This is a genomic window from Herpetosiphon giganteus, from assembly GCF_016907925.1.
GTDB classification, from domain to species: domain Bacteria; phylum Chloroflexota; class Chloroflexia; order Chloroflexales; family Herpetosiphonaceae; genus Herpetosiphon; species Herpetosiphon giganteus.
Genome location: NZ_JAFBCZ010000023.1, coordinates 1 through 25,839 on the forward strand (window position 1 = coordinate 1; position 25,839 = coordinate 25,839).

At 50.9% G+C, this 25,839-nt stretch carries 20 protein-coding genes; 4 read left to right on the top strand and 16 right to left on the bottom strand.

Features of this window, described 5'->3' with window-relative positions; translation table 11 throughout:
* Positions 1-205 precede the first annotated feature (205 nt).
* From JOD20_RS18640 to JOD20_RS18660, 5 genes are all read right to left on the bottom strand, one after another.
* Entirely contained in the window at positions 206-964 is a 759-nt protein-coding gene (locus tag JOD20_RS18640) for an ABC transporter ATP-binding protein (RefSeq protein WP_239583945.1), read from the bottom strand.
* 23 nt (positions 965-987) lie between these two features.
* On the bottom strand, positions 988-1,806 hold the full coding sequence (locus JOD20_RS18645; protein WP_204756722.1) for an ABC transporter permease subunit: 819 nt from the start codon (positions 1,804-1,806) through the stop codon (positions 988-990).
* A gap of 312 nt (positions 1,807-2,118) precedes the next feature.
* Positions 2,119-3,264: an FMNH2-dependent alkanesulfonate monooxygenase gene (ssuD, locus tag JOD20_RS18650; protein ID WP_204756723.1), complete on the bottom strand. Its 1,146-nt coding sequence runs from the start codon at positions 3,262-3,264 to the stop codon at positions 2,119-2,121.
* A 103-nt stretch (positions 3,265-3,367) separates the two neighbouring features.
* Positions 3,368-4,360: a sulfonate ABC transporter substrate-binding protein gene (locus JOD20_RS18655; protein ID WP_204756724.1), complete on the bottom strand. Its 993-nt coding sequence runs from the start codon at positions 4,358-4,360 to the stop codon at positions 3,368-3,370.
* 10 nt (positions 4,361-4,370) lie between these two features.
* On the bottom strand, positions 4,371-4,925 hold the full coding sequence (locus tag JOD20_RS18660; RefSeq protein ID WP_204756725.1) for an NAD(P)H-dependent oxidoreductase: 555 nt from the start codon (positions 4,923-4,925) through the stop codon (positions 4,371-4,373).
* Positions 4,926-5,105: 180 nt separating this feature from the next.
* Between JOD20_RS18660 and JOD20_RS18665 the strand changes: the two genes are divergently transcribed.
* Positions 5,106-6,092: a lysylphosphatidylglycerol synthase transmembrane domain-containing protein gene (locus JOD20_RS18665; protein WP_338034202.1), complete on the top strand. Its 987-nt coding sequence runs from the start codon at positions 5,106-5,108 to the stop codon at positions 6,090-6,092.
* On the top strand, positions 6,076-7,266 hold the full coding sequence (locus JOD20_RS18670; RefSeq protein WP_204756726.1) for a hypothetical protein: 1,191 nt from the start codon (positions 6,076-6,078) through the stop codon (positions 7,264-7,266). Before JOD20_RS18665 ends, JOD20_RS18670 begins: the two co-directional genes overlap by 17 nt.
* A gap of 43 nt (positions 7,267-7,309) precedes the next feature.
* Here JOD20_RS18670 and JOD20_RS18675 read toward each other — a convergent pair whose 3' ends face one another.
* A complete protein-coding gene (locus JOD20_RS18675; RefSeq protein ID WP_164689389.1) occupies positions 7,310-7,465 on the bottom strand; it encodes a hypothetical protein in 156 nt (51 codons plus the stop codon).
* 406 nt (positions 7,466-7,871) lie between these two features.
* Between JOD20_RS18675 and JOD20_RS18680 the strand changes: the two genes are divergently transcribed.
* Entirely contained in the window at positions 7,872-8,954 is a 1,083-nt protein-coding gene (locus JOD20_RS18680) for a flippase-like domain-containing protein (protein ID WP_204756727.1), read from the top strand.
* Positions 8,951-10,240 carry an NAD(P)/FAD-dependent oxidoreductase gene (locus JOD20_RS18685; RefSeq protein ID WP_204756728.1) on the top strand — a complete coding sequence of 430 codons (1,290 nt, stop codon included), beginning with the start codon at positions 8,951-8,953 and terminating at the stop codon, positions 10,238-10,240. The genes JOD20_RS18680 and JOD20_RS18685 overlap by 4 nt, the downstream gene beginning before the upstream one ends.
* 355 nt (positions 10,241-10,595) lie before the next feature.
* On the opposite strand, the gene JOD20_RS18690 is transcribed toward JOD20_RS18685, so the two are convergent.
* From JOD20_RS18690 to JOD20_RS18735, 10 genes are all read right to left on the bottom strand, one after another.
* Positions 10,596-12,089 carry a carboxypeptidase M32 gene (locus JOD20_RS18690; protein WP_204756729.1) on the bottom strand — a complete coding sequence of 498 codons (1,494 nt, stop codon included), beginning with the start codon at positions 12,087-12,089 and terminating at the stop codon, positions 10,596-10,598.
* Between the two features lie 458 nt (positions 12,090-12,547).
* Positions 12,548-14,449 (bottom strand): WD40 repeat domain-containing protein, encoded by a 1,902-nt coding sequence (locus tag JOD20_RS18695; protein ID WP_204756730.1) that lies wholly within the window; start codon positions 14,447-14,449, stop codon positions 12,548-12,550.
* 92 nt (positions 14,450-14,541) lie between these two features.
* The gene (locus JOD20_RS18700; protein ID WP_204756731.1) at positions 14,542-15,819 is read right to left on the bottom strand and encodes an N-acetylmuramoyl-L-alanine amidase; all 1,278 of its coding nucleotides are present in this window, start codon (positions 15,817-15,819) and stop codon (positions 14,542-14,544) included.
* 552 nt (positions 15,820-16,371) lie between these two features.
* A complete protein-coding gene (locus JOD20_RS18705) occupies positions 16,372-17,937 on the bottom strand; it encodes a PP2C family protein-serine/threonine phosphatase (protein WP_204756732.1) in 1,566 nt (521 codons plus the stop codon).
* The gene (locus tag JOD20_RS18710; protein ID WP_204756733.1) at positions 17,934-18,884 is read right to left on the bottom strand and encodes an NHL repeat-containing protein; all 951 of its coding nucleotides are present in this window, start codon (positions 18,882-18,884) and stop codon (positions 17,934-17,936) included. The genes JOD20_RS18705 and JOD20_RS18710 overlap by 4 nt, the downstream gene beginning before the upstream one ends.
* Positions 18,885-18,903: 19 nt before the next feature.
* Entirely contained in the window at positions 18,904-19,263 is a 360-nt protein-coding gene (locus tag JOD20_RS18715) for a hypothetical protein (RefSeq protein WP_204756734.1), read from the bottom strand.
* Positions 19,260-20,819, bottom strand: a complete 1,560-nt coding sequence (gene malQ, locus JOD20_RS18720; RefSeq protein WP_204756735.1) for a 4-alpha-glucanotransferase — start codon at positions 20,817-20,819, stop codon at positions 19,260-19,262. Before malQ ends, JOD20_RS18715 begins: the two co-directional genes overlap by 4 nt.
* Before the next feature lie 366 nt (positions 20,820-21,185).
* Positions 21,186-21,974, bottom strand: a complete 789-nt coding sequence (locus JOD20_RS18725; protein WP_204756736.1) for an SAM-dependent methyltransferase — start codon at positions 21,972-21,974, stop codon at positions 21,186-21,188.
* Between the two features lies 1 nt (position 21,975).
* Positions 21,976-22,569: a hypothetical protein gene (locus JOD20_RS18730; RefSeq protein ID WP_204756737.1), complete on the bottom strand. Its 594-nt coding sequence runs from the start codon at positions 22,567-22,569 to the stop codon at positions 21,976-21,978.
* Positions 22,570-22,582: 13 nt separating this feature from the next.
* Positions 22,583-25,738 carry a BTAD domain-containing putative transcriptional regulator gene (locus JOD20_RS18735; RefSeq protein ID WP_204756738.1) on the bottom strand — a complete coding sequence of 1,052 codons (3,156 nt, stop codon included), beginning with the start codon at positions 25,736-25,738 and terminating at the stop codon, positions 22,583-22,585.
* Between the last annotated feature and the right edge of the window lie 101 nt (positions 25,739-25,839).

Genomic DNA, 25,839 nt, shown 5'->3' on the forward strand with positions numbered 1-25,839 from the left:
GGGCAACGACCGTGACGCGGGGTGGCCGGCTCGGGACGGCCATGCCCTAACATCCATTAATACCCATTTCCCAACCTGTCCGCCCTTAAACCCGCGCACGGGAGAGGGGTTAGGGGCCAGTAGTTAGGGCTTATCCATAGACCGACCCCTGACAACTAGCCCCTGACCCCTCAATTATGTTCTATGTTCTTTGTTCTATGTTCTTTTACGCCCCAACCACCCGCGTTGCCAGTGGATAGCCAGCGCCGAAAATTGCCCCCAGCAGTTGATCTTTGATGGCGGCGAATTCGGCGCTGCCCCGTTGGCGGCTGCGTGGCAGGTGAATTGGTAAATTGAGCGCAATATGTTGGTTTTGAATCAGCAGCACGCGGTCGGCTAAGGCAATGGCTTCTTCAACATCGTGGGTGACGAGAATGGCGGTGAAGCCCTGGGCCCGCCACAATTGCTCGACCAATTGCTGCATTTCGATCCGAGTGAGCGCATCGAGCGCGCCAAATGGCTCATCGAGCAGCAACAAACTTGGCGTGTTGGCGATGGCGCGGGCGAGGGCCAAGCGTTGGCGTTCGCCGCCAGATAAGCCTAAGGGCCAGTCGTAGGCGCGATCAGCGAGGCCAACTTGGTGCAAGGCTTGCAGGGCTTGATCTGGATTGAGGCCAAGCAAACCGAGCGCAACATTCTCCCAAACCCGTTTCCACGGCAGCAAGCGGGCATCTTGAAACATCACCCGCGCCGCAGGATTCAAGCCGTCGAGCGGGCTATCATCAAGCGCAACTTGGCCAATTGTTGGCTCAGTGAGGCCAGCAATCAAGCGTAGGAGCGTGGTTTTGCCACAGCCGCTTTTGCCGATGACGGCGATAAACTCGCCTGGCTTAATTTCAAGATTGATGTCGTGCAAAATTGTGCGGTTGGCAATTGCCTTGCCCAAACCACGCAGCCCCAATTCAACGCCACGAATACTCATCATACACACTCCTACGAGATTATTGGTTATGCGCCAACTTGCCAACGAAGGCTGCGCCGTTCGATCAAACGAGCAATTGTATCGGCCAACTTGCCAAGCAGGGCATAGATCACAATGCCCATGACCAACACGTCGGTTTGCATAAATTCACGGGCATTCATAGTCAAGTGGCCAATGCCCGCGTTAGATGCCAAGCTTTCAGCCACGATCAAGGTGAGCCACATCACCCCCAAGGCATAGCGCAAGCCAACCAAAATTGAGGGCAAGGCCCCGGGAAAGATAATATGGCGAAACAAGCCCCATTTCGATAGCCCATAGACGATGCCCATCTCGCGCAGCTTCGGATCAATGCTGCGGACACCGTGATAGGTATTCAAATAGAGCGGGAAGAATACGCCAAAGGCTACCAAAAAGAGGCGTGCTGTTTCGCCAATGCCAAACCATAAAATCACCAATGGCAGCAACGCCAAATGGGGAATATTGCGAATCATTTGGAAACTGCTATCAAACAGCCGTTCGCTGAGTGGAAATGTGCCATTCAGCAGCCCAAAAATAAACCCAAGGCTGCCGCCGATTGCCAAGCCAACCAAGGCGCGACGGGTGCTGATGGCAATATCGCCAAGCAAATTGTGGTGTAGCAGCAAATCCCAGCTTGTTTGCAGAATTGTGCTGGGCGCTGGCAAAACCCGTGCGCTGAGCCAGCCGAGGCTTGCACTAAGTTGCCACACGCCAATCAGCACAATTGGAATCAGCCATGGCAGCCAGCGTTGAGCCAATTGGCGCAGTTGCAGCCGTTTTTTGGCTGAGCGCGGCGCGGTTGTCGGTTGTTCAATCGCCAATGCCATTGCTAAGGCTCCTTTCGTAGGGGCGAGGGGTAAGGATGAAGGATGAAGGATGAGGGATGAAGGAAAAAGCCAAGAGCCAAAAGCCCATTTCGTGCTCTTCGTGTCCTTCGTGGATCAATCGCTCATAGCCTAGACCCTGAATCCTGACCCCCTTTATTGCTCTGCGCCTCTGCGTTAAAATATTCATTCATGAAGCTTAGGACTGGAGGCTCTAGGCTATTGGCTTTCGGATGGATGATCATGCCAATTCCAACCTATTCCCGATAGCCCATAGCCTGAAGCCTATAGCCTTTATGCTCTATGCTCTATGTTCTATGTTCTTGCTTGTCCTTCGCGGCGCGAAAACTCGTGCAACTGCAATAGTTCGCCGAAGATCCCAGGTTGATTGGCTGGAGGCGTTAGTTTGTTGCCCAACGGCAAGCGTGGAAACAACAATTCAGCCACGCGATAGGCTTCTTCCAAGTGCGGATAGCCCGAGAGCACAAAGGTATCGATGCCCAATTCGCTATATTCCAGCATGCGTTCAGCCACCGTATCTGCATCGCCAACTAAGGCCGTGCCAGCGCCACCACGCACTAAGCCAACCCCAGCCCACAAATTCGGGCTAACTTCAAGCTGGTTGCGATTGCCATTGTGCAAGGCTTGCATGCGCTTTTGACCAACCGAATCCATCTTGGCGAAGGCAGCTTGAGCGGCAGCAATCGCCGCATCGTCAACATAGCGAATCAAATCGTTGGCTGCATCCCACGCTGCTTGGTTGGTTTCGCGCACGATCACATGCATGCGCATGCCAAAACGCAGCGTGCGCCCATGCTTGGCAGCCAAAGCCCGCACTTGGGCGATTTTCTCGGCAACTTGGGCTGGTGGCTCGCCCCACGTCAGATAAACATCAACATGTTTGGCGGCAACTTCGAGTGCTGCTGGCGATGAACCACCAAAATAGAGCGGTGGATGCGGTTGTTGAACTGGTGGTAATAGCAATTTGCCATCGGTGACATGAATATGTTGGCCTTCGAGGGTCACATGTTCGCCAGCCAAGACCCGCCGCCAAACTTCCAAAAATTCGTCGGTCAATTCGTAGCGCTGATCATGGTTGAGCTGTAAGCCATCGCTGGCAACTTCGGCGCTATCGCCACCAGCAACCACGTTGATCAACAAGCGGCCATTGGAAATGCGGTCGAAGGTTGAAGCCATGCGGACGGCTGGGCCAGGCAACATCAGGCCCGGGCGAATAGCCACCAGAAATTTCATCTGGCGGGTAACCGCTGCCAGTGCCGAGGCCAAAACCCAAGCATCCTCGCAGTAATGGCCAGTTGGCAGCAATGCGCCGGTAAAGCCCAATTCATCGACTGCTTGGGCAATTTGGCGCAAATAAGGAAACGTCGTCGAGCGGCTAGCCACGGTCGAGGCGAGGTAACGCCCATCGCCGTGAGTTGGAATAAACCATAAGATTTCCATCGAGCCAAGCTCCTTTATCAATGAGCGCTGTCGTTGGGTCACACCACCCCAGCGAACACCAACGACAGCAGGAAATCATCACTGATGATTATACAGATCGGCGCTATTGCGCGCTGGTTTGGGCTGGTTGCCACGTCCAGATTGCATCGCGAATGTTGACTTGCTTTGGAATTAAGCCTAATTCAAAGAAAGTATCGGCAATTTGTTGTTGCTCATTCACCAGCGTATCGTCGAGCGGGCTTAGCCCAAAGGCCTGTTTCTTGGCCACTTCTTCTAAGATTGCCGCATCCACGCCAATCACTGGAGCCAAAATTTTGGCAACCGCTTGTGGTTCTTGTTGCGACCAAAGCTCAACTTTTTGAATTTCTTCTAAGGTTGCGCTAACTAGATCGGGATGTTGCTCGGCAAAGGTTTTAGATGCCAAATAATAGCTATGGCTGGGCGCAAGGCTAGATCCATCGTGCAACACACGGGCATCGGTGGCCTTGAGCGCAATCGTCAAATAGGGTTCCCAAATAATCCAGGCATCGACGCTGCCACCCTCGAAGGCTGGGCGAGCATCGGGCGGAGTCAGAAAAGCTGGCTCAATCTCGCTATACTGCAAGCCTGCTTCACGCAAAACATCAATCGCAAAATAATGGGCGCTTGAGCCTTTGGCAAAGGCAACTTTTTTGCCTTTTAGCTCGCTGACGCTTTGAATTGGCGAGTCTTTCGGTACGAGCAAGGCTTGGCCAGTTGGCGAAGCTGCGACCGAAGCGATATACACCAGCGGCGTGCCAGCGGCTTGGGCAAAAATTGGCGGCGTTTGGCCAGTTGAGCCAATGTCAATGCTGCCAGCATTCAGCGCTTCCAACAATGGCGGCCCAGCGGCAAACTCAATCCATTCAACCTTCACATCCTTGAGCCGATTCTCAAGCGCGCCGTTGCCCTTGAGAATCGGCAACGAGCCACCCTTTTGATAGCCAATCCGCAGGCTGCGGGTGCTCGTTTGTCCATTCGAAGCAGCATCATTGCTGGTGGAACCACAGCTTGCCAAAAGCCCGACGATCAAAGCCAAGGCTAAGCGTTGCCAACCAATTGAAAAACGGCGTGCCATCATCTGCTCCTTAGGCCACTGCTGCCAATGGCAAAACTCCTAATTGCTGGGCAATCTCATCAAGCGCCAGCCCCAAACGCTCTTCTAAATGGCGATGAATCCGCGGCTGCGATTTGCTTGCAGTTAATTGAATTTGCTGCTCGGCGGCAAACAGGCTTGGAATAATATGCTTGGCTCCAAGTTGGCGAAAGCGGGAAGCCAAATCTGCATAAATTTGGCCTTCGGTACGCGCCGATGAGCCAGTAATTATTGGCAATACCAGCGTATTCCGTAAAACTCCTGCTGGAAGTAAATTAAGCCACGCACGTAATAATTCAGCATAGGTATCCTTATAAATAGGCGTTGCCACAATTAATGCGCCCGCTTGGCGAATAAGTTGGGTATAATGACGCACTGCTGGGCTGAATTGGGCTTGGCCAATCAATTCCTCTGGGGGAATATCCCGCACACTCATCGATTTAACGACCAGTGCGTGGCGTTCTAACATAGCCTTGGAATGCTCCAAAAGCACTGCTGTTGTTGAGCGGGGCGCTGGACTACCCGCTAAAGTGACGACATCAACCACCACACACTCCTTAGATGACTTTCTTGATAAAGATACTTAACAATTGCTAGTATAGGCAGCTATGGTTCCAAAGTAGGTTCCATGGCGGTAACAAACTGGTTCCAAATTAAGCGCATGTGGGATGGAGTATAATCAGACTTTGTGACCGAACTTAAACAATACCTGGCTGAAGGAGCTTGTGTGGATAAATCATTACGCTCAAAAGTTGTAATCTCGGTGGTGCTTGGCGTAATTGTTATGCTTGGCTTGGCACTATTTAGCGATATTGGCAAGGTTGGCGATAGCCTCAGCACCTTCAATTGGCTGATGTTGCCAGCAGTGCTCGGCTTTACAATCTTCAATTATGTGTTGCGTTGGCTCAAATGGGATTACTATCTGCGCAAGCTGGGCCAAGGCACCAATGTGAGTTATGGCCAAAGCGCGTTGCTCTTTTGCGCTGGCATGGTGATGGCGGTAACGCCTGGTAAAGTTGGCGAGGTGCTCAAATCGGGCTTGCTCAAACGCTTGAATGGCACGCCGATCAGCCGCTCAGCGCCGATTGTGTTGGCCGAACGCTTGACCGATGGTTTGGCAATGTTGCTCCTGATGGGCACTGGTTTGGCGCTCTATCCACCAGCCCGCCCAGCCTTTGTGGCCTTGGTTATTTTGAGCGTGCTTGGTTTGGCCTTGTTCCAAAATCGCCGGATTGCCTTGGGCTTTATTGGCTGGCTTGAACGCGGGCGTTTTGGCCGTTTTGCCAAGCCCTTACACAGCTTTTACGAAAGCAGCGCTGAGTTGTTGAGCGGACGCTTGTTGGTGGTCTCAACGATTATTTCGATTGTTTCGTGGGCTGGCGAATGTGTGGCCATGTATTATGTGCTGCGGGGCTTTGGCGCTGAAGCATCTGGATCACTTTTGTTACAATCGACCTTTATTTTTGCCGCCTCGACGTTGTTTGGTCTGGTATCATTCTTACCAGGTGGCTTGGGCGCTTCGGAAGTTTCGAGCACCTTGTTAATTACTACCTTGGTAAAATTAGGCGAAGGCGCTGCGACCGCCGCCACGATTGTGATTCGCTTTTGCACCTTGTGGTTTGGCGTGTTGATTGGCATGGTGGCAATGAGCATTTTCGCCCATCGTTATGGACTGATCGAGTCGGAGGCAAATAATCTTGCGAAAGAAGCTTAAGTATATTTTGGGGCTAGGTTTGGGTCTGGCTTTATTAATTGGCTGTGGCTCGGCTGCGGCGCTGAGTGAAGTAACGCTCAGCGAGCCAATTATCAACTTGAATAGCGGCCCGCGTACCACCACGATTAGCTATTTAATTGGCCAGCCAACCAATGTTTCGATTTGGCTCGAAACCGCTGCTGGCGAGCGTTACGCCCTGCGTGATACGGTCAAGCGTGAGCCATCAAAGGATGCCTATCAAGTGGTGTTCGATGGCAGCGTGCCAGTTGATGCCGATACCAATCGCTTGCTGCCGAATGGCAACTACACGCTGGTGGTGGAGGCCGAAAACGCTGCGGCCCAACGGCTTAATCTGCAAATTGATCAAGCACCAAGCGCTAGCTTTGATGTGTATGATCTGCGGGTCACGCCCAACCCATTTTCGCCCGATGATGATGCAGTTGAAGATTTCACAACCTTCTCGTATCGCTTGCCAATTACCGCCACCGTTTCGCTCGATGTGATCGATCCAACCAACCAGACGCGCTATCCAATTGTCAACCGCGAGCTGCAAGGGCTTGGCGAGCATAGCGAAGCTTGGTCGGGGCGGCCAGTGGTTGGCGGAATTTTGGCCGCAGGCCAGTATCAATATGAATTGCGCGCCGATGATGGGCTTGGCAATCGCGTGACGAAGCGCGGCGATGTGACCCTCAGCAGCGCTGGGATTGGGGCGCTTGATGTGCTGAGCGTTGAAATTGGCCCTGAGCAAATCTTATTAAACGATACTATTACTGTGACCTTCAAGGTTAAAAATAACAGTGAAGTGGCGTTGCGCACCTTTGGCCCGGCTTCGGGCTACACCTATAGCACCAACCAAAGCTATTCGTCGATTGAAAACGAGCAATATGCCAACCTTGGTGGCGGCTTGTGGCGGGTGGCGATCGATTGGGATGGCAATGGTGGCTCTGGTTTTCGCTATCCATTCCGCTGGGCAATTTCGCCGCGCAGCCCTGACCAATGGGCCGACCCCAATAAATTTGATTACCTCTACCCAGGCGAAGAAGCGACGATTGTTGGGCGCGTGCAAATTAAACAGCGTGAAGATCGCATGACCTTTTATGCTGGCGTGGCCCATGAAGGGGTCGATTACCCGACCAACCGCCTGAAACCAACCCTAATTTTAGTTTCTTTCTAAGCTTAAACCAACAACCCACGGGAAATCCGTGGGTTGATTTATTTTAGGCAGCACCAGTTTTGGTGAGCAGTTGATAGACTAATTGGTTGAGGCGGGTTTCGGCTTCGAGGTAAGTTGGCGCATAGCCAACTAGTTCGCCATCAAGATACATAGCAAAATCGCCAGTTTTTCGATCATATACAATCATTTTGCGATACATGGATGTACTCGCTTTCTTTAGGTACGTTGTCGATAACCCAGTAACGAATATTTTAGCACAAACGTTCGTAATAATCAAGGCCTATTTGTTAACGAAATAGGCTTTTAATGCGTTTGCTGGCCTGAGTATACGCTTTGCTTGTGACAACCAGTGTCACTTGATTAATCCACGTGCTAAAAATAAGCGATTAATCTATTGACAAATAGAACTAGCCACGGCTAGCCAAATTGGGGCTGAAATAGCGCAAAACTCAACCCATCGGGCTATTTGCAGTCTTGTCGCCGATCGGCTATGATCTTAAGTTGGGTGTGTGGTGTGATTTTTGTTCACACAGCGCGGCACACATCGTACTATTGACATTGAAGTACAGCTAGTAGCGTTGGCTACTGGCATGGTGGAGGACGCTGTGCGACGACCAAAATTATGGTTTGGAATCGCGATTAGTGTATTCTTTTTGTGGTGGTCATTTAATGGCCTCGATTGGGCTGGCTTTTGGGATGCGCTGAGCACCGCCAATTATTGGTGGATTATCCCAGGCGTTCTGGTCTATTTTGGCGCTGTTTGGGCCAGAACCTGGCGCTGGCACTATATGCTACGCCACATCAAAGCGGTTTCAATTCGCCGCTTGTTCCCTGTCGTCGTAATTGGCTACATGGGCAACAATGTCTACCCCGCCCGTGCTGGAGAAGTGATTCGTTCGTATGTGCTCAAGCGCAAAGAAGGCATCGGCATGGGCGCATCGCTCACCACCGTGATTCTCGAACGCTTGTTTGATGGTTTGGTGATGCTCTTATTTGTATTCGTCACCTTGCCATTTATTGAATTGCCGCCGTTATGGAATAATTTAGTAATTATTTCATCGATCTTATTTGGCGTTGCCTTGGTTATCTTTTTGATGATCGCTACCAACCAACGCCGCACCGAGCAGTTGTATACGTGGGCATTGCGCAGCATTGTGCCGCAACGCTTCCATAGCAAAGCCCATGGTCTGTTTGATAAAATTATGCTTGGCTTGCATTCGTTACGTTCGCCCCGCGAGATGCTGATGATTTTCGTCACTTCTACCGCGATTTGGCTGACCGAAACGACCAAGTATTGGTTTGTGATGCAGGCCTTCGATTTCCATGTCTCGTTTGATGTGTTGATGTTGATGACTGCCGTTGCCAACTTGGCACTGATTATTCCGGCTGCGCCTGGTGGCGCTGGCACCTTCGATGCCGCTGGGATTAGCGTCTTGAAGTCGTTCAATGTGGCCGAAAGTATTGCTACCGGCTATACGTTGGTGCTGCACTTGGCGCTGTGGGTGCCAATTACCGTGCTCGGTTTTTGGTATATGTGGCGCGAGCGGGTTGCTTGGAATGAGTTTGATCAAGCGGTGAACGAAAGCCAATCTGCCGAAAATCGCATTCAACAACGCGAGGCAGCCTTACGAGAAGAATTAGGCGAGTCGGCGAACGCGCCGCACGCTGAAGTTGAGGTACGACTTTGAAAACCATTGCAGTAATTGGGGCGGGCTTCGCTGGATTAAGCGCTGCCTATGATTTGGCCGCTGCTGGCCACAAGGTAACCGTGTATGAAGCTGCGCCCCAAGTTGGTGGCTTGGCAGCAGGCTTTCAGGCTGAAGGCTGGGATTGGTCGCTGGAAAAGTTCTATCATCATATTTTTGGCTCGGATAAGGCGCTGCTTGATTTTATTAAAGAAATTCGCGCCGATGATTTGCTCTTTTTCAATAGCCCGGTTTCTGGCCAATGGGATGCTCAGCGTGGCTCGATTGAGATTGGTGGCGTAGTGCCATTGCTCACCTATCCACATCTTTCGGTTTTTAATCGCTTGCGCAACGCCGCTGGCGGCGCTTGGCTCAAGTTCTTGGCGGTTATCAATCGTTGGCAACACCTCGAACAAACCACCGCCGAGCGCTATATTCAAAAGCTGATGGGCAAGCCAGCCTACGAAGCGATGTGGAAGCCAGTGCTCGAAGGCAAATTTGGCCCATATACGCCAGAAGTGAATGCAGCTTGGTTCTGGGCACGCATCGCCTCGCGAACCTTCAAACTTGGCTATTTTCGCGGCGGCTTTCAAGCCTTGGGCGAACGCATGGCCGAGGCTGTGCGTCAAAAAGGCGGCACGATTCGCTTGAATAGCCCAGTCAAAGAGCTGCGCAAAATCGAACAAGGCTGGCTGATAGTGAGCAATGATCAAGCGAGCTACGATCAAGTGCTCTCAACAACTTCGCCAAGTTTGCTCAAACGCATGACCCCAGATTTGCCAGCCACTTACACCGCCAAACTTGATCAACTGAAGTCGATTGGCGCGGTCGTGTTGACGGTGGCGCTCAAGCAATCGCTTACCAACGGCATGTATTGGATGAACATGGACAAAAAGCATTTTCCCTTTTTAGCCTTGGTCGAGCATACTCAAATGATTGATCGTCGCCATTATGGCGGCCAACACTTGGTTTATCTTGGCGATTACCTTGAGCCTTCACACGAATATTTTCAATTGAGCAAAGAAGAACTGTTAGAACGCTTTATGCCATCGTTGAGCAAAGTTAATCCACAGTTCAAGCCCGATTGGATTGAGGGCGTGTGGCTACATCGCGAAGCCTATGCCCAGCCAATTGTGCCCGTTAACCATAGCCAATCGATTCCAGCCCTGAAAACGCCGCTGGAAGATTTGTGGTGGGCGAGCATGAGCCAAGTCTATCCATGGGATCGCGGCACAAACTTCGCGGTCGAAATTGGCCGCCGCGCCGCCAAAGAGATGTTGGCGAAGTAGAGCATAGAGCATAGAACATAGAGTAGGGGTCAGGGATCAGGGGCTAGAGGCTCTAGGCTATGGGCTATCGGGAATTAGTTGGTATTGGCATGATCATCCAGCCTAAAGCCTCTAGCCCATAGCCAATTTCCCTTCGTGCGCTTCGTGGATAAAGATTTTAACGCAGAGGCGCAGAGAATACATGGCTAGAGGCTCTAGGCTATGGGCTATCGGGAATTAGTTGGTATTGGCATGATCATCCAGCCTAAAGCCTCTAGCCCATAGCCAATTTCCCTTTGTGCCCTTCGTGCGCTTCGTGGATCAAAAAAGCCTGCGCCGCGTCGCCAAAAACGGTAACGCAGCGCGGGCGTGCTATTTAATACAACTCGCCGAACTTGGTTTGCAAATACTTGACGTACGGTGCTGCATCCATCGGGCGGCCAGTTGCCCGCTTGATCAGCTCGTTGGGCAAGAATTTGCTGCCATGTTGCAGGATGTTTTCACGCATCCAGCCAAGCAAGGTGCCAAATTCGCCACGGCGCATTTCATCCCAAATTTCCGGATGCTTGGCAACCGCCGTATCGAACAATTGCACCGAAAGCACATTGCCGATGGTATAGGTTGGGAAGTAGCCAAACATCATGCCCGACCAGTGAATATCTTGCAATACGCCTTCTGCATCGTTGGCTGGGGTAATGCCAAGGTAGGTTTGCATTTTGGCGTTCCAGGCTTCAGGCAAATCGGCGACCTGGAGTTTGCCTTCGAGCAGCGCTATTTCCAATTCCATGCGCAACAAAATGTGTAAGTTGTATGTCAATTCATCAGCTTCGACCCGAATTAACGATGGCTTGACGGTATTGACTGCGCGATAGAATTTTTCCAGATCAACATTGGCCAATGGCTCAGGGAAGGTGGCTTGCAAATCGCCATAGAAAAATTCCCAGAATGGTCGCGAACGGCCAACAATGTTTTCCCACATGCGCGATTGCGATTCGTGCACGCCCAACGATGTGCCACGGCCTAGTGGCGTGCGATTCAATTCGGGTTTGATATTTTGCTCGTACAATGCGTGGCCAGTCTCGTGGAGCGTGCCAAATAGCGCTGGTGAGATCCAATTGGGATTAAAGCGGGTGGTAATCCGCACGTCATTGCGGCCAAAGTTGGTGCAGAACGGGTGAGTGCTGCGATCTTGGCGGCCCCGATTCCAATCGTAGCCATAGCGCACGGTAACTTTTTTGCCAAATTCCTCTTGCAAGGCTTCGGGATAGTTGCCATGCAACGGCGCATCGCGGCCATCATCGCCCATTGCGGCAATCTTGAGGGCCAAGGGCACAGTTCCAGCTTTCAATTCATCGAAGAGCGCAATTGCTTGGTTGGTGGTCAAACCACGTTCGTAGCTATTGAGCAAAGCATCGTAGGGATGTTCGTCGTAGCCCAGCAAATCAGCTTGTTCGCGCACCATATCGACAATTGTTTCGAGATGGGGTTGAAACATGGCAAAATCTGATTTGGCGCGTGCATCTTCCCAGACATTGCCAGCCAAGGCCCGCACCCGTGATTGTTTGGCGATAAATTTGGCAGGCAATTTAGTTGACCGCTCGTAGTTGTAGCGCGTATGGCTGATCAAACGAGCTTCATCAGAATCTGGTGGCAAATCGGCGACATTAATCGCATCGAGCAATTTAAGCGTTTTTTCGCTGGTAAACAGCTCATGCGAAACTCGGCTGATCGTTGCCAATTGTTCGGCGCGAGTGCTGGCACCGCCGCGCGGCATTTGGGTGCGTTGATCCCACGATAGCAATCCTGCGGCGTGGTTGAGATCGCGAATGGTTGCCAAATGTTCGCGTAGTTGCTCAAGAGCTTGACTCATGAATCGATAATCCTTCTACTTGGAGCAGCATAATCACGTGTGATCGGGCTGCTCGTCATTCCTGCTCTATTTTAGCATATGTTGATATGATCATACAGGGTTATTTTTAAGAATTGCATGATCAATAGACAATTGAAGAGTACGAAGGATCGGAACCACGAAGCGGAAATTGGCGATAGGCTATCGGCATGAGGCTAGCGGAATATTGGTGAGCATGGCCACAATCTTGGGTTCTATAGCCAAAAGCCCATAGCCATCTATGCGGAAATTGGCGATAGGCTATCGGCATGAGGCTAGCGGAATATTGGTGAGCATGGCCACAATCTTGGGTTCTATAGCCAAAAGCCCATAGCCAATAGCCATCTATTTTCTCTGCGCAGCTGCGTTAAATCCCGACCCCTAACCTCCAGTCCCTGACCCCTATATTCTATGTTCTATGTTCTATGCTCTCTGTTCTGCTACTCGCGAATGCCCCACAATTGCAACTGCCCGCGATCGATGCTGACGATCAGGCGTTGGTCGGGCGCGATTAGGGCATTCTCTGAGCTGAACAACGCTTGACCATCAGCAACCCGATAGATGATAATGCTCGGCTCAATGTGCAGATCATTCGTTAAGCTGGATTGGACGAGCAATAATTGGCCGTCGGGGCTAAATTGAATCGCTGGATCGAGTTGGGCATAATTAAGCGCTTGGCTACTGCTATGGCATTGGATGCTTTGGCTCACTTGAACATCAGCAAGATTCACCAGCAGAATGCAATGCTCTGCGGGCGTTTGGGCACTCATGGCAACCGCCAGTGACTGACCATCAGGGCTAATTGCTAAGCCCAAGGCTGGTTGATTGAGATTGAGGCTGTGCAACGTCGTGCCCGTTGTGAGTTCCAGCACACTCAGTTGGCCTTGGTCGGTTAAGAGCAGCAAGCGATTTTGATTAGGCACAAGTGCCAGATCGACCAAATAGCCAGAATCAAGCGGGCGGCTATAGAGCGGTTGGCCAGCCTGCGAAACGTGCAATTCAAGGCCACTAATGCTGACTGCTTCAACCACAAGCTGCTGATCTGCATCGGTAGCCATCAGGGTGTAGCCAACATCATCGATGCCATGTAATTGTTGCTGCCAGCGTTGGCTCAGATCGCTTAAATTCCATTGGCTGATGCCAAGGTTAATCTGGCTACTATCGCTGCTGAAAGTAGGCTGGGTTTGGGTTCGATACGATACTGGTTGGGGGATTTCGTAGGCGATACTGGTTTGCTCAAGGTTGAGTATTCGTAAACCCTGTGCAACTGCCAAAAGCTGGCTATTGGGGCTAAATATCGGGAACGTATAGATTGGGAAACTAAGGGTTTGGCTTTGACCATCGCTCAGGTTGACCAGGGTTAATGCTTGAGCATCGAACAGCAAGGCTTGGCTACTATCGGTGCTAAAACGCAGGTTATAGCTGCTTTTGCCACTATAAATCGGCTGTTGGTCGGCGAGCCGAATCAACGTTACATCGCTATCGCTTGGCACGCCTTCGGCAATTGCAAAGCGTGCCTCAAGCAGGCCATCGGGGCTGATAATCCGTGGATTGGGCTGATCGTAATTGGTTGGTTGGGTGTTCCAAGTATGAATGGTATCGCTGGTTGGCTGCCGATCGATAAACGCGCCAGTTGTGGCGTTGTAGCGCTCGATTGACCACGAGCCAGCTAGAGCTGGATCGCTGCTGATTTCAATTAATGCTTCAATTGTGGCATTGTCGGCAGTGAACCGAACTGCGCTAATATTGGTTGCAGTACCTACAAAATAGCGTTGTTGTAAACTTGGCAATTCGTATACCCCAAAGCCTTGTGAGGTTACCACCGCCATAAATTGATTGTTTGGCGCAAAATCGCCATTGTGCAGCCGCCCCAAACCGATGGTTTGCAATAGCTCAACTTGGCTCAATGAGCTTTCGTTAATTAATTGGCTGCTGCGGGCTGGCAAGCTGGCTGGAACCGCCAATAAGCCATGGCTATTGGGATTAATCTGTTGCAGTGATTCAGTAGGCGCTTGGAGCAAGGCGGGCAATTGATGATTGGTTTGAACGTGAGCCAGATCTGGCTCGCTTGGTTGGGTTGGCGCGCTGGTGGCGGTTGCAACGCTGGCTTGAGTTGGCTCAGGCGTAGCTTGTTTGGTTGGCGCAAGCGTTGGGCTAGCAACTTCGGCAAGGGTGGCCGAGGCTTGCGGTAGTAAGTTTTGCACGCTGCTGCTGGTTTCGCTGGTGCTGGTAGCAACTGGCGGTAGGCTAGGGCTTGGTTGGCTTGCAGGCGCACTTTGGCAAGCACTAAACACGATCATTAAAAGACCGAATCCGAGCCGCTGGACTGGATGCTTCAACATAACTCCTCCTTAGATAGATAGGTCTATCATCTAAGAAGGAGCTATTAGGATACATCATACGGTGCTGATAGTTGGCTTATAGTTGGCTGAAACTAATCGGCTTGTTCGCTTAAGAGCCGAACTTCATCTGGCTTGTTGGCCAGCGCAAACAGCGTATCGCCAGCATACACCACATACACATACTCGTTATTGCGATAGCTCCAACGGCGTTGGCTCGACAATGGCGCGCCCAATTTGGCTTCGATGGCTTTTTTGATAAAGGGCAATTTGGCATCGAAGGCGCTATTGATGCGGGTGTACATTGCACGGCTAATAATTTCGCGCAGTGCAGTATCTGCTGCCGAAGCATTTTGGGCCGCCACGATTGCACTGAGTTGCTTTACCACCGACCAATTGGTTGCGCCGCTGGTTGCAATTGGCGTATACAGCGTGTCGAGCGAGAAAATTTGGGCAGCGTAGGCCGCTCCATCGCTGGCTTGCAAGCGATTGCTATTGCTCAAAGGCACGCCAACCGCTTTGCGCGGAATCTGGCTAATAAATTGATAAAAGGCTTGATCAGGCCGATAATCTACGCCCAACGCGCCATAGGTATATTGCATCAACGCATTGTAAACATCTTGATCGGTTAGTTCGTTGGCGCGGAGCACAATATCCCATTGATTGTAAGGGCTGATAATCACGTCGCGGCCATAAACCTCGCCTGTATAGCGAATGCCTTTGACGCTAAAATCCATGCCAACTCGAATTGGCGAGCCAAGCTTATGTTTGACGGCATATTGGTGAAAGACCCAATCTGGGCGATATTCGCCCTTGGCCAAGGTATACACTTCGTTGCGCAATTGCGCGGCGAGGGTGTTGGGCCGTGGGCCAGTGCTTGGGCTACTTTCATCCAATAATTTCAAGGTATATTCAACGCTATACCCGCGTGGATCGTCTTTGTAGCCAGGTGCAACCGTGCTATGGGCGAAAAAATAATCACGGCTAATCGGAATCGCATAGGTATCACGAAAATAGCGAATTAACTCAACTAAGGATTTGGTTTGAGCCGTGGTGATTGGCGTGCCATCGTTTGGCCCCTCGACTTCGACCCCAATTGCATGCACGTTGAGTTCGCCGCCGCTATAGCCGCGTGCCCAACTGCGCACGCCCGCATGCCAAGCAATATAAGCCTTTTCGTTGACATAATGATAGGTTTTGCCATCGCGGGCAATCAAATAGTTATAACTTGAGCGAACTTCTGGGCGCAAATTCCATTCCAGCGAGCCATAGCCAGCAGTTTCGTGCAAAACGACAAATTCGGGCTTGAAACTCGTGGTGTTGCGCGCGGTTTTGTTGGGGGTTTTGTTGAGATACGAGGTATCAAATTGCATACAAGCTCCTTGCATGATGCTAAACATGGCATCATTACTACCGCCTCTAATAGTCTCGTTGTTAATGTACTACATAAAAGGGGTCAGGGGCGAGGGATCAGGGGCCAGATTTAACGCAGAGGCGCAGAGCACGAAAGGATGAGGTTAAGAACATAGAGCATAGAGCAAAGAACATAGAGGATTAGGCTATAGGCGATAGGCTTTTGGCTATGATCTTTCGATCAATTCGTGGCGGAAAAATTAACGCAGAGGCGCAGATAACGAGGCTATGGGCTATGGGCTAGCAGAACAATAATCATATCAATCTAATCTGTGCCAATCTGTGGCGAAAAAAATTGTGCTTCGTGTCCTTCGTGCGCTTCGTCGATCGCATTCTTAACGCAGAGGCGCAGAGAGGAGAAAGTATGAAGTATGAAGGATGAGGCATGAAAAGATTGGGCTATAGGGTCGTGGTTAGCGGAACATTGATTGAAATTTCCAACACATGTTCCGCTAGCCAAACGCCAATAGCCTATCGCCCTATTCCCCTTCGTGCTCTTCGTGGTTAAAATATTACACAAATTTTAAGGCCAACATCGTAATATCATCGTGTTGCTCGGTGTGGTCGGCAAAGCGTTGCACATCGTTGAGCACCGCATCAAGCAAGGCTTGGGCATGAATATCTGCTGGCAACGAACGCACCAAATCTTCCAAGCGCTCAAAGCCATACATTTCAGCCTCGCCGTTCATGGCCTCGACAATCCCATCGGTGAAGAACAACAGCATATCGCCTTGGTGGCACTGAATTGGGCTATCTTCGTATTGAATGAGTGGTGTAATGCCCAACGGCAGCGATTGGCCTCGCCCAGTCAAATATTCGGGAAATTCTGGCTGGTTGCGCTGGCTATGAATCAAAAATGGATACACTTGGCCTGCATTGGCCCAAACCAACGTGCGATCAAGCGCATCGATGCGGGCATAGCTGACCGCTGCAAACATACTACGCGGAATATTTTGCACCAAACTGGTGTTGGTTTGATCAAGAATGGTTGCTGGAGTGGCTTGGGTTCCAGCTAAGGCGCGCAGGGTGCTGTAGGTCGCCACCATCACCAACGCGGCAGGCACACTCTTGCCCGAAACATCGCCAATCATCAAATCGAGCGTGCTATTGCCTTGGGCGATAACCCCATAGAAATCGCCGGAGGTTTCGCGTTGCGGCAGACAAATTGCGGCAACTTCGAGGCCTGCGACGCTTGGCAAGCGCTTGGGCAATAAGGCTTGTTGCACGTTGCGGGCAATTTCTAACTCACGCTGCAAGCGTTCGTGTTCACTTTGCTCGGTATAAAGTTCGGCAATTCGTTGCGACATCACGTTAAAGGTGTGGGTCAGATCGGTTAATTCATCGGCAACCCGCTGCTCGTTGGGCAAGGTATGGCCAAGATGCCCATCGGCAAGTTGCAACGCGCCTTGTTTGAGGCGTTGAAGGGGCCGATTAACCACGACGACCGTTGCCAGCCAAGCACAGGCAATCGCCACCACGCTGCCGCCAATAATCAATGGCAACAATTGGTTGATCAACGATTGCTGAGTTAGATCACGCGCCTCGACCGAAAGCGAAGCCTCGACAATTGCAATCACATAGGGCTGGCCTTGGGCATCGTTGACGACAATCGGCGCAACCAAGCCATAGTACGAGCCAAATTCATCGGCGTAGCGCACGGCGTGGCGTTGGCCATCTTCAAAAGCTGCCCAATGCTCAGGCGTATCGTAAAAGAAGGGATAATTGATCCCAGTATTATCAACATCAACCCAATAGTACAAGCGATGTTGTTTAATATCGCGGCGCAAAATGCCAATAAAGCCCACATTGGCCGCCGTTTGGGCTTGGGCCAATTGCTTTTGCAGGGTTGTATATTCTTCGGTGTATAAATCGGCTGGCGTATTAATTTGGTTCAACAACGCCGGATCAAGTTCGCGGGCAATTAATTCAACAACTCGTGCCAAACGCGTATCCATTTCGCGCTGCCAACGCTGGTTGGTTTCGCGGTAAAAGCTCAGCCCAGCAAAGACCAACGTCGCAATAATAATTAATTGGAGCGGCAATAAAACCTTGATAATCAGCGGAATACGCAATTTCATTGCTCGCTCTCCAATAGGCGTTGTGGATTGCTGCCATCGGCGTTGAAGCGCCAAATTGTGTTGTTATAGGCATCGGCGGCATAGACGTGATTGTTGTGAAACGCCAAGCCAAAAACTTGCCAACGCTCAATTGCGGGGGCAAAGGCAGCGATTGGCTGGCCATCGTGGGTCAAACGTTGGATGCGTTGGTTGCCCATATCGCCAACATAAATATCGCCAGTTGCTTGATCAAGCGCAATATTTAGCGGGTAGGCAAACTCGCCAAGGTTGCTGCCATAGCGCCCAATCACCCGCAAAAATTGCAACGAGATTGTATCGCCAGCTTCGTGCAGCGAGAATTCTTGAATTCGGCCATTGAATGAATCGACCACATACACGTGTTTGCGTTCGCGATCAACAACTAAATCGCTGAGGCCGCTAAATTCTTCGTTGCCATTGCCAAACTCGCCAAAAAACTCGGCCAGTTGGCGGCCATCACGCTGATAGACCACGACGCGATTCGCCTTGTAGTTGGCGACCCAAATTCGGTCGGCGCTATCAACCGTCACGCCATATGGCTCGTTGGTTGGCTCATCCAGCGCCGGATCATAATCGTTGCCGCCAAACTCGCGGCCAAAGCTGCCATCAGGCTCGAAACTGCGCACGCCGTCGTGCACTAGTGTTGCTTCATCATTATAGATAAAATTGCCAATATAGAGCGTGCCCTGGCTGTCGCGCCCAAGATCCCAGCCGGAGTGAATGTTGCTTGGGCCAACCCCAAAAACCCCAATACTGGCCGCGATTTGGCCATTGGATTCAAGCTGGGCAATGCGATAATTGCCACGATCAGTCACATATAATTGTTGATCGTCGACAACCGCAACCCCATTTGGTCGCAGCAAGTGTTGGGGTTGCTGACTACAGCCAGCCAACAACCCCACAAGCAAGAATGAAAGACAACGGCGCATGCGTGCTCCAGCAAGGGTTTTATAGCCCAAAACGGCCTAGTTTGAGTAACGCGCCGAGAATGCCGGTTAATCCAGTTAGGCCATAGAGGGCAATAATGGCAATTGTTTGTGGCTCAAGGCGCAAGCTACTGCTGCGGCTTTGGGTTGGCTTGATCTCAATCCGCTGACCACGCCAGTATTGAACCTGTGAGCTATTGCTAAAGCGCGTTGAGCCTTGGCGATTCTGCCAGATTTGCCAAGCAACCCAGAGCAAAAAGCCACAGCCCACAAAAACCAAGCCCACGCGTGCCAGATTGGGCATCGTCCAAACCTGATTGCGAATCACAAACAGGCCCACAACTGCCAAGATTGCCGGAATCCAAGAACGATCAAATCTCATAGTTCGCTGGTTTCTTGTAAGTCAAAGTAGGGTGGAGCGTTGGGATCAAGCTCTTTGCTGAGCGCAGGTTGTGCCAAGCGCCCATAAACTTCAGCTAATCCATACAGCGAATGGGCTAAATCGTAGGATAATTGGTCGGGCTTGATCCGCCATGCCCAATTGCCGCCAGTTAAGCCTGGCCGATTCATGCGCGCTTCGGTGCCAAGATCAAGCGCATCTTGCATCGGAATAATTACCGTGTCAGCAACTGAAGCATACAGGGTACGAATCATCGTCCAAACAAGGGCTTCTTCGCCACAATGCAAATAGGTGCGGGCGCGATGCTGTTCTTCTGGGCCTGCACTATTGTACCAGCCACGCGAGGTGTCGTTATCGTGCGAGCCAGTGTAGGCAACCGTATTTTGCACGTAGGTATGCGGCAAGAAGTTTGATTGGAACGCGCCTGAGGTGAAGGCAAATTGTAAAATCCGCATGCCAGGCAAGGCAAATTGGTCGCGTAATTGATAGACATCAGGCGTGATCATGCCCAAATCTTCGGCAATTAACGGCAAGCTGCCAAATGCTTGGGCAATTGCTTGGAAGAAATCAGCGCCTGGGCCACGTCGCCATTCGCCATTGACCGCCGTTTCTTCAGTGCCTGGCACGGCCCAATAGCCTGCAAAGCCACGGAAGTGATCGATGCGCACAATATCGACAGTGCGCAAGCTAGCGCTAATCCGTTGTTGCCACCATTGATAACCATCTTGGGCCATCACATCCCAACGATAGAGCGGGTTGCCCCAGCGTTGGCCAGTGGCCGAGAAATAATCTGGTGGAACGCCAGCAATATCAACCGGATTGCCATCGGGGTGCAACAAGAACAGGCTGCGATTGCCCCAAACATCGGCGCTATCGTGGGCCACAAAAATTGGAATATCGCCAACAATCTTGATCTCGCGTTCGTTGGCATAGCGTTTCAGATCATCCCATTGGTTGAAAAAGGCCCATTGCAAAAACTTATGAAACTGCACATCGTCGGCGAGTTTTTGGCTCCATTCGGCCACAGCCTCAGGCTCATGCAAGGCAATTGCGCTTTCCCAGGTTGTCCACGAAGCGCCATCGTGAGCGGCTTTACAGGCCATGAATAAGGCATAATCGTCGAGCCACGCTTGTTCAGCAGCACAAAAATCATTGAATCCGCGATCGTCGGCTTGGGCCTTGAAATTTTCAAAAGCCGTGCGCAATAGCTGCAATTTGGCCGGAATCACCGCGCCAAAATCGACGCTTTCGCTGGGCAAATGAGTTAATTGCGCCAAATCCCATTCAGCCAGCAAATTGATGCGGGCCAAATAATCGGGGCTAATCAACATATGGTTGCCAGCAAAGGCCGAAAAACATTGATACGGCGAATCGCCATAGCCAGTTGGGCCAAGCGGCAAAATTTGCCAGAGCCGTGCGCCAGCGGCTTGCAGCCAATCAACAAATTGATAGGCTTCGCTGCCAAGGTCGCCAATTCCATAGCGACCATGCAACGACGTGGGGTGCAGAAGAATCCCCGCAGCTCGTTCGAATGTCATCGAACTACCTCCAACTATCAGTGAGTATCAAGCAAGTTCTAAAGTATGTCCTTGGTATGATAGCATAGAGCAGGATTAGGGAAGGATGAATTATGAATTATGAAGAAGACCATAAAAAAGGCAGAAGTCAGAAGGCAAAAGGCAAAAAGGCTATGGGCTATAGGCGAGCGGAACATCTTTCCTCGCGTTAACCATGGCCTGATCCCCTCACCCCAACCCCGCTCCCACGCAGCGGGCGAGGGGGAACCACCAGACCGGTGCTCCCCTCGCCCGCTGCGTGGGAGCGGGGCTGGGGGTGAGGGCATGCTCCTCATAGCCCAAAGCCCATAGCCCAAAGCCTATAGCCAATAACTCAACGCCCCAACTCTACAACAAACCGAACTCGCGGGCCAACTCTTGGTCGAATTGGGCCTCGCCAAAGGCTGGCACATACAAGGTTGCATAGGCCGAAACCTGTTGCTCTGCTAAATCGTTAAGCTGCACATGGCGAATTGTTGGCTCTTCGATTGGCAAAATTGCTGCTTGGTAGATTGTTACTTGGTGCTGTTCAGGATAGAAGTTTTGTAAATGAGCCACCAAGCGAGCTAACCCAGCGCGTGGATCAAGCCCAGCATGCACAACCTTGAAGTAGCCAATCACCCCAATTTGCCATAAAACCAACGGTGTTGTTGGATCAAAACGCCGTGGCCGCAGCAAAAAATCGCTGGCCTCGTAGCTTTGATAGCCATGCAAGCCAGGATCGAGCGCCAAATCGGCAAATAGACAGGCCTCGGCAGAAATGCCAGGTAGCAGATTAACCTGCACTCTTTCACGCTGGCCGCGCTGCACTAAATCGCTGGTTGGAGTTACAAACACGCTTGGATGGCCATAAAACGCAACACACACCCGCTTGCCTTGCTCGACCGCTGCCCAAATATGCGCAACCATGGCGTGATACACCTGTTCGCGTGGCAAATCTGCTTGGTAAAAATGGGCCAACGATTCAGCATGCGGATTCAACTTGTGAATCCATTCATCGGCCAGCGGGTGCATGACCAAATAAAAAGTCTGATCGGCTTTGCTAATCCAGGCGTGAGCTTCATTGGTTAGATGCGCAATCATCGTGATGCCAGTGCCGACCAGTGTCAACGAGCCTTGTTTACGTTGGTTTGGCATCTTATTGTGGCTGCTCGTCAAAGCCAATTTCAAATAATGGTGGCTGATCGTCTTTTTGGCGATGATAGACAAAATTGGTTAATTGGGTATGCACTGGTCGTGTTCGACCAACCAAAATATAATTATTGGCCGGAATTGTTAATTGAATTGGAATATTGGAGCAATTGTAGCTTGGATTTTCGATTTGCTCTTTGCTGCGAATATAGAAAACTTGCGGCATGTCAGCGGAATCATTTGGGTCGACATAACACACATGTAAATCAAAATAGGGATTTCCGCTAGAATCTTCGATCATATAACTATGATTGAGCAGCCAGCACGTAACCGTATAATCTTTGGATTTATCGAGCGCTTCGATAAAGACATTCATATACGATGAAACAGTAACATCGATATTGGTATAGGTTTGGGTTTCTGGTGCGAATTGGCCAAGACTGCGCAAAGTCATCACGGTCGTAATTTCTTGCACCGGATCTTGTTTGGGTAAGCTTGGGCCAAGGCCTGCTTGCTGTAAAAATGCTTGAGGATCGTGCTTGAATGAGGCAAGGCGGCTGGGATCATCGACGAGGGTTTGGACGAAATCGACCATATCCATGAATCTGTTCCTCCTAATAAACCGCAAGTTTTTGGCTTTGCTCAATTTGGCTTAAACAAAGCGCAACGTAGGCTTCAATTCCTGCCAGTTCGGCTGTGCCATAGTTATTATTGCTGACAAGCTGGCCTTGCACGTGTAAACGATTAAGCAAGTTTTTGGTTTCGGCGCTACAGGCTGGATGCTGCAATACGCGCTGCCAAAGTTCGAGCCAATGGCTTGGCTGGCCGGTGCAAACCTCCTGCCAAAGCTGAAGCACGGTCGCATAGCATTCTAGTAACAACGGAATCTCTTGACGTTGCTGGGCGATTGCAATGGCGCGGGCCAACCATGGTTGCACATGCTGAAACTGGCGTTGAGCCAATTCTAGTTGGGCGATATGCAAGGCCGCCCGTCCAATCATCGCCTCTACGCCCAACTCTTGGAAGATGGCAAAGGCTTTGTGCAAATAGCCAGCACTTTGTTGATATTGCTCGCGGCGCAGCGCCAACATGCCCATTTGATCGCGAATTAATGCCTCTCCAAGCGGGGTTTTGAGCTGATAGGCCAAATCGAGGCTGGCTTCAAAATAGTGTTCAGCCTGATCATACTTGGCTTGAGCCAATGCCACAACCCCTAAAAAGCGCTGGCTATGACATAAACCCCAGCCATGTTTTTGGGCTTGATACTGCGTACTACAGGTCAAAAAGGCATCTTCGGCAGCGCGCCAATTGCCTTGGGCCAAACGCACAGCACCAATCGACAACCAAGTATCGCTCATTTTAATCTGGTCGTTGATTGCTTCTGCCTGCGCTAAACAGCGCTGCAATAAATCCAAGGCGCGGGTATATTCGCCGCGCCGCTGGGTAATTACCCCAAGTTGCTTGTAAATAAATAATAATTCGTTAGCATTATGTAGCTGCATTCGTTCAAGTAGTTCGATACATTGTTGTAATAATTGCTCTGCATGAGTTAATTCGCCCAAAATATATTGAAATTCAGCATAGCACGCCACAATTCGCACAATAATTAATCCGCTTGCTTGGTTATGTATTGTTTGATCAAGCATATTTTCTATTAATGCAGCAGCTGGCTCGAAAAGCTGTTTGCCTTCAATTTCGCGGTTGCGAATCGCAAAAAAATCATGCAACGCAATACAATACGCGCCAAGAATTTGAATTTGCTGGGTTTGAACTGCCCACAGCCAGCCAGCGCGCAGATTATCCAACTCTTGCTCCAACACAAACAAGGCTTGTTGGCTGGCAGTTCCATGAATCAACGGCTCTTGTTGCTGGCTCAATTGGCCAAAATAGCTGGCGTGATGCTGATAGAGGCTGTGTTGGTCGGGCGTAGTTTGTTGGAGCTTGGATTGGGCAAATTGATGGAGTAACGGGTGCAAGGCATAGCGGGTTTGCTGTTGCTGCACTTCAAGCATTAACAGCGATTTGGCGTGTAAATTTGCCAAAACTGGCAGATCGACTGCGGCAATCGCTGCTGCTGCTTGGGCATCGAAGCTGCTGGGAAACACCGCCAAGCTCGCTAAACAAGCCTGTTCATGCTGATCAAGCAATTGCCACGAATAATCGAAGGCTGCTTGAATGCTGCGGTGGCGGGTTGGAATATCTACTACATCGCTGTGAAATAACTGCATATCTTGGCGTAGTGCCTGCACAATTTCGTCGCCGCTGCGAATCGTCATCCACGGGGCGATTAATTCGATTGCCAGCGGCAAGCCATGAACCATTTGGCAAATTTGGCCAATTGCTTGGCGCTCGGCGGGCGCATAATCAGCTAAATTTGCCGATTTGCCTTGACGTTGCAAGCAATTCATAAATAGATCAAGCGCTGCAAAATGCTGGAATTGTTCAGCGAGCAAGGGCGAATATTCTGCATCAAGCTCGATTTCGGGATAAGCCAAACCTGCTACTTCCAACACATATTCGTTTTGCAGCCGCATGCGTTCGCGCGAACCGATGATTAAGCGCAATTGGGGAATTTGCTGAAGCAGGCTGCTCAAGGCTAGGCGTGCACTGGTGGCCAGCAATTCGCCATTATCGATGATGATCAATAACTCTTGGGTTTGAATTTGGCGAATGATATGCTCGACAAAATCGCTATTGCGGGGCGGCGCGAGGCTGAGCGTTTGGATTAACGTCAAGAGGACTGGCTCGGCCTCTAAAAGCTGGGGCTGTTGGTCGGGGCTAAACAACGAACAATAAAAAACGCCATTGCTGGCTGCCCCAAGATAATCATTGACCACCTTCCAGCCAAAGGTCAGGGCTAGCTGAGTTTTGCCACTGCCACCAGCGCCCATAATCGTCAGGAGTTGATGTTGTTCGGCGGCAAGCCAATAGGTTAGGCGTTCTAACTCGCTTTGGCGACCATACAACAGCGGAGTTGCCCGAATCAGGCGTTGTGGGCGTTGGGCAGGTGTGGCCAAAATTTGGCGTTGCAAGGCTGCGCTGGCTGGTTCGGGTTGTAATCCATATTCACGCTCGAGCACTTGTTCGAGCAAGCGATATTGGCGCAAGGCCGTGTGGCGCTGGCCAGTGCGCATCAACAACACCATCAACTGACGTTGCGCAACCTCATCGCACGCATCGAGCGTGACCAAGCGTTGGAGCCAACGAATCGCCTCATTGTAGTTGCTGACCAGGCTATAGCGTTCGATCAGGCGGCGTAGCGCGCCGAATGTTTGTTGTCGCCAATATTCGGCCTGTTGAAGCTGCCATGTGCCAAAGCCTTCTGCATCGCGCAAATAAAAACCGTTTAAGAAATCGCCCTGATAGTGCTCAATTGCGCTGGCCAAGTCTTCGGTTGAGCTAGCTGGATTTGCATAAATCTTGGCGCAATAGTGCAGGTCAAGCCAATAGTTTGCTTGCGGCTGCAAGCTAATTGTATGCCGCGTGACCTCAATAAATGGATTAAGCGCTTTGCGTAATTGATTGAGCGTTAGGCGCAGGTTGCCCGCCGTGCGCTCCGCCGATAAATCATCCCACAACAATTGGGCCAACACCTCGCGTTCGTGGGGATAGGGATTGACCACAAGGTAAGTTAGGAGGGCTTCGACTTTGCGGGTTGGTAGATCGCTAATCCGTTGATTATCGATAAAAATCCGCAAACCACCAAAAACGTGAATCCGTAAACTTGGCACCGATTGAGCCGAATCATCAGGCTGAGGCGTGACATTCACGGAGCTACATCTCCCATAAAACGATTTTGAAACGCTGCGCTGCTATGCTTTGAATTGTAGCAGACCTGCTAACGGATATTCAATAGCTAGTGAAGGATGCG

Bases quoted from the DNA above. Each gene is read 5' to 3' on its own strand.
- JOD20_RS18640 (WP_239583945.1), bottom strand. From the start codon at position 964: ATGATGAGTATTCGTGGCGTTGAATTGGGGCTGCGTGGTTTGGGCAAG.
- JOD20_RS18645 (WP_204756722.1), bottom strand. From the start codon at position 1,806: ATGGCATTGGCGATTGAACAACCGACAACCGCGCCGCGCTCAGCCAAA.
- ssuD (WP_204756723.1), bottom strand. From the start codon at position 3,264: ATGGAAATCTTATGGTTTATTCCAACTCACGGCGATGGGCGTTACCTC.
- JOD20_RS18655 (WP_204756724.1), bottom strand. From the start codon at position 4,360: ATGGCACGCCGTTTTTCAATTGGTTGGCAACGCTTAGCCTTGGCTTTG.
- JOD20_RS18675 (WP_164689389.1), bottom strand. From the start codon at position 7,465: ATGTATCGCAAAATGATTGTATATGATCGAAAAACTGGCGATTTTGCT.
- JOD20_RS18690 (WP_204756729.1), bottom strand. From the start codon at position 12,089: ATGAGTCAAGCTCTTGAGCAACTACGCGAACATTTGGCAACCATTCGC.
- JOD20_RS18695 (WP_204756730.1), bottom strand. From the start codon at position 14,449: ATGTTGAAGCATCCAGTCCAGCGGCTCGGATTCGGTCTTTTAATGATC.
- JOD20_RS18700 (WP_204756731.1), bottom strand. From the start codon at position 15,819: ATGCAATTTGATACCTCGTATCTCAACAAAACCCCCAACAAAACCGCG.
- JOD20_RS18705 (WP_204756732.1), bottom strand. From the start codon at position 17,937: ATGAAATTGCGTATTCCGCTGATTATCAAGGTTTTATTGCCGCTCCAA.
- JOD20_RS18710 (WP_204756733.1), bottom strand. From the start codon at position 18,884: ATGCGCCGTTGTCTTTCATTCTTGCTTGTGGGGTTGTTGGCTGGCTGT.
- JOD20_RS18715 (WP_204756734.1), bottom strand. From the start codon at position 19,263: ATGAGATTTGATCGTTCTTGGATTCCGGCAATCTTGGCAGTTGTGGGC.
- malQ (WP_204756735.1), bottom strand. From the start codon at position 20,819: ATGACATTCGAACGAGCTGCGGGGATTCTTCTGCACCCCACGTCGTTG.
- JOD20_RS18725 (WP_204756736.1), bottom strand. From the start codon at position 21,974: ATGCCAAACCAACGTAAACAAGGCTCGTTGACACTGGTCGGCACTGGC.
- JOD20_RS18730 (WP_204756737.1), bottom strand. From the start codon at position 22,569: ATGGATATGGTCGATTTCGTCCAAACCCTCGTCGATGATCCCAGCCGC.